This is a genomic window from Alkalibacterium sp. s-m-28 (genome assembly GCF_054658175.1).
In genome coordinates, this window is record NZ_BAAGIQ010000143.1 from 1 (window position 1) to 3317 (window position 3317).

The window sequence follows — 3317 nt, forward strand, 5'->3', positions numbered from 1 at the left end:
TTGCGTCCGTCTTCCTTCAGATTCCGCCTCACGGCGGACACCCTTGACTTTCGCTAACAGTTCCTACTGCCAAGTCTGTAGTGGACTTTCACCACCAAGTTGTCGCCCATGCCGGGCGCACGAAAAAGATCAGCATTCCCCTGTCGGGAAGCTGATCTTTTTGAATAGATTGAATTAGTTTGAGCCGTTAACGACCATTGAAGTGATATCAAGAGTACGGTTGACCTGGTGCTCAACGGCGCCTTTGACGTCTTCCTGCATTTCACCTTCACCACTTACAGTGACAGATGTACCGTAAGGATTTCCGCCAGCTCCAAATAATACTGGATCAGAGTAACCAGGAGCCGCAATGATTGCGCCCCAGTGCATCATTGAAGTGTATAGTGAAAGGATGGTTGCTTCCTGTCCACCGTGAGGGTTCTGAGCAGAAGACATGGCACTGACAACTTTATTGATTGTCTGTCCAGTTGCCCACAGTCCACCTTGTGAATCGATGTATTGTTTCATCTGAGATGGCATTGTTCCAAAACGTGAAGGAACGCTGAATAAAAGCGCATCTGCCCAAGTGATGTCATCTGAAGTTGCTTCAGGAACATCTTTAGTCGCTTCGTAATGCTCTTTCCATGCAGGGTTTGATTCAATGGCTTCCATTGGCGCAGTTTCAGATGCTTTGACTAGTCTTACTTCTGCTCCTTTAGCTTCTGCAGCAGCTTTCGCCCACTGAGCAAGTTGATAGTTTGTACCTGTTGAGCTGTAATAAATTATAGATAGTTTAACTGACATGTGTATGTGCTCCTTTTTAGTTGGTGTTTCGAAGTAGATTATCTCTAATTCGTATTACTTACCTTTGTATAGTAACTCAAATCGATTGAAGTGTCAACTGATAACTGTAAATAGTTTTTCTAGAAAAATTCAGTGTGATTTAGCAGATTTATTTCCTGGATTCGATGAGCTGGCAATTCCTTTAGTGACTTTGAAGGATCTTGGGAGAGCTACTTGTAGTTCAGAGTCTAAAGTCATAAATAAGGTGTAAGTAGCTGGGGAGTTAGTACTAGTTTAATAGTGGCGTTAGGGAATAATGTATAATTAGCGGCGTTTTAATGATAGTTCGGAGCGAAATCACAAAATAAGGTATAGCTAGAAGCAGTCTAGTGACAGTTTGGGGCGAAAAAATATAATAATATGCAAGTGGAGACGGTTTAGCGGTAATTCAGAGAAAAATCATTGAATAAGGTATAAGTAGACGAGGTCTACTTATAGATCAGAACACCTTTGATCCAATTAACTTTAAGTAAAACAGTCTAACGGCGGTTCAGCGATAAATTAGGGTGAACAGATAGCGTAAGATTTTATATATAGCCTCTAATGAGTAAACTCTTCATGAAATGCACAAGAAAAGACAGAAAAAACAAGCCAGTACCAACAGGAAGTCCTGCTGGTACCGGCTTGTTAAGTTCGCTCATCTATTTCAGACTATTGAGTAAAAGACCTAGCCAGGTTCGCCTGGAATTTTAGATCCATGGTCATGATCCTTATTCAGATCTTCAGTAGCCTGATCGACTTCTGCAGATACTTCTTCTGCAGCTTCTTCAGTAGTTACTTTAACTTCGTCTTTCAGGTCCATCGCTTCTTTTCTGATTTCTTCAGAAGCATGATGAAGCTGCTCACGAAGTTCCTGAGCTGTCTTGGAAATAGTCAGCTTGATGTTTTCAGTTGCTTCGCCCGTAGTTTGAGCCAGTTCTCCAGATTTCACTTTCGCTTTATCTGCGTATTCACTAGCCTGTTTTTTCGAATCATCGAATCGACGAGCGATATCGTCACGTGTTTCTTTCCCGCTTTTAGGAGCAAACAGTAATCCTAGAGCTGCTCCGATTAATGCGCCTTTAATAAATGACATAGTGCATTCCTCCCTGACAAATAAATAATGTTGAATTCTCTCTACTCATTATAGAACAAACTTTACTTTTTTGAAAAGAGAATCCCTCGAGAGATTTGAAAACCTCATCGTTCGGATAGAAAAGGGCTATGAATGGACCTGATGAGATAATATGCTATAATCGATGTGTAAAGAATGAAAGGCCACAGGTGAATGAAACGTTGGGTAAAAGACAGAATTAGAAGAAATAGCCACTCTCTCAAGAAAAAAAGATAGGAGAGGATTTTATTCTTTTTCATAACCGACAGGATGCAGGCAGACAACTGGCCGAAAAGCTCAATCAGAAAGATGTGAAGAATGCAGTCGTGCTCGCTCTTCCAAGAGGCGGGGTACCCTTAGGTTTAGAAATTGCCCGCACACATCAGCTGGACTTCGACGTTTTGCTGTCGAAAAAGATCGGACATCCGTATCAGCCAGAATACGCGATCGGTGCAGTTTCAGAAAGTGGCGACCCGCTGCTGAATCGAATGGAAACAGACCGGATCGAAGATGACTGGCTTGAAAGAGAAGTAAAGGTATTGAGAAAACAGATGACAAACCGACGGCAGATGTATGCAAAGTGGCTGGAAACTAAAGCGGTAAAGGGCCGTCCAGTGATTATTGTAGACGATGGGATCGCTACTGGACTCACAATGAAAGCAGCGATCAATGCAGTAATAGATCAGGGCGCAGAGAAGATAATCATCGCTGTGCCTGTTATTCCTATGGACACCTATAGAACGCTGAAAAAAGCAGTCGATCAGGTGGTAGCCGTTGAGGTACCGGATTATTTTCTGGGGGCGGTCGGGGCCTACTATGATCATTTCCCTCAAGTAGAAGACAATGAAGTGGAAAAGCTTCTGAAGTCATTGTAATAAACTAACAGTCTACTCATTAAAAATGTGACAGAAATGTAAAAAGTGCTTTTTTTCTTTGACACAGAGTAAACTATTATATAAACTGAAAAACGGTAAATCAAATACTTGTTAGGAGAGGCTCCTAAATGAACACAGGCTATTGCCCAAAAACTTCGAGAGAAGCCAATGGGTAGAACAGGCATGATCGGATTAAGGTCTTGCATAAGATAGCTGATTCCTCGCGAATCTACGTCATTTAGTGCTAAAACCCAGACGAAGAGTAGATGTATGATCATTTGGCCTGCATTGACAGGCAAATGTATAATTACAATAAGCAGCACGAGTGTTTACTCTTTATTCTGATAATGGTTTAGTATGCGGCTTCCGGACACAATCTGGAGGCCGTTTTTATCTGCAAAAAGGAACTGTCAAATTTTTTATGAAAACTAAAAATTAAAGGTGGTGAAGGCCCACTGACTATACCAATCGGAGCCGCATTTGCCCTTGACAAACACTTGAATGGTTTCAGTTAAGGTCACAAGGGT

At 41.8% G+C, this 3317-nt stretch carries 3 protein-coding genes and 1 riboswitch; of the genes, 1 reads left to right on the plus strand and 2 read right to left on the minus strand.

Features of this window, described 5'->3' with window-relative positions; translation table 11 throughout:
- Positions 1-174: 174 nt before the first annotated feature.
- Both wrbA and ACYQ4S_RS11280 read right to left on the minus strand, forming a co-directional pair.
- Positions 175-783 (minus strand): NAD(P)H:quinone oxidoreductase type IV, encoded by a 609-nt coding sequence (wrbA, locus tag ACYQ4S_RS11275; RefSeq protein ID WP_346024965.1) that lies wholly within the window; start codon positions 781-783, stop codon positions 175-177.
- A 706-nt stretch (positions 784-1489) separates the two neighbouring features.
- Entirely contained in the window at positions 1490-1897 is a 408-nt protein-coding gene (locus ACYQ4S_RS11280; RefSeq protein ID WP_346024966.1) for a YtxH domain-containing protein, read from the minus strand.
- Between the two features lie 266 nt (positions 1898-2163).
- Between ACYQ4S_RS11280 and ACYQ4S_RS11285 the strand changes: the two genes are divergently transcribed.
- A complete protein-coding gene (locus ACYQ4S_RS11285; protein WP_459771215.1) occupies positions 2164-2790 on the plus strand; it encodes a phosphoribosyltransferase in 627 nt (208 codons plus the stop codon).
- A gap of 100 nt (positions 2791-2890) precedes the next feature.
- Positions 2891-3060, plus strand: a riboswitch (M-box (ykoK) riboswitch).
- Positions 3061-3317: the final 257 nt, after the last annotated feature.

Excerpts from the sequence above, each read along its gene's own strand:
- wrbA (WP_346024965.1), bottom strand. The coding sequence starts at position 783 with ATGTCAGTTAAACTATCTATAATTTATTACAGCTCAACAGGTACAAAC.
- ACYQ4S_RS11280 (WP_346024966.1), bottom strand. The coding sequence starts at position 1,897 with ATGTCATTTATTAAAGGCGCATTAATCGGAGCAGCTCTAGGATTACTG.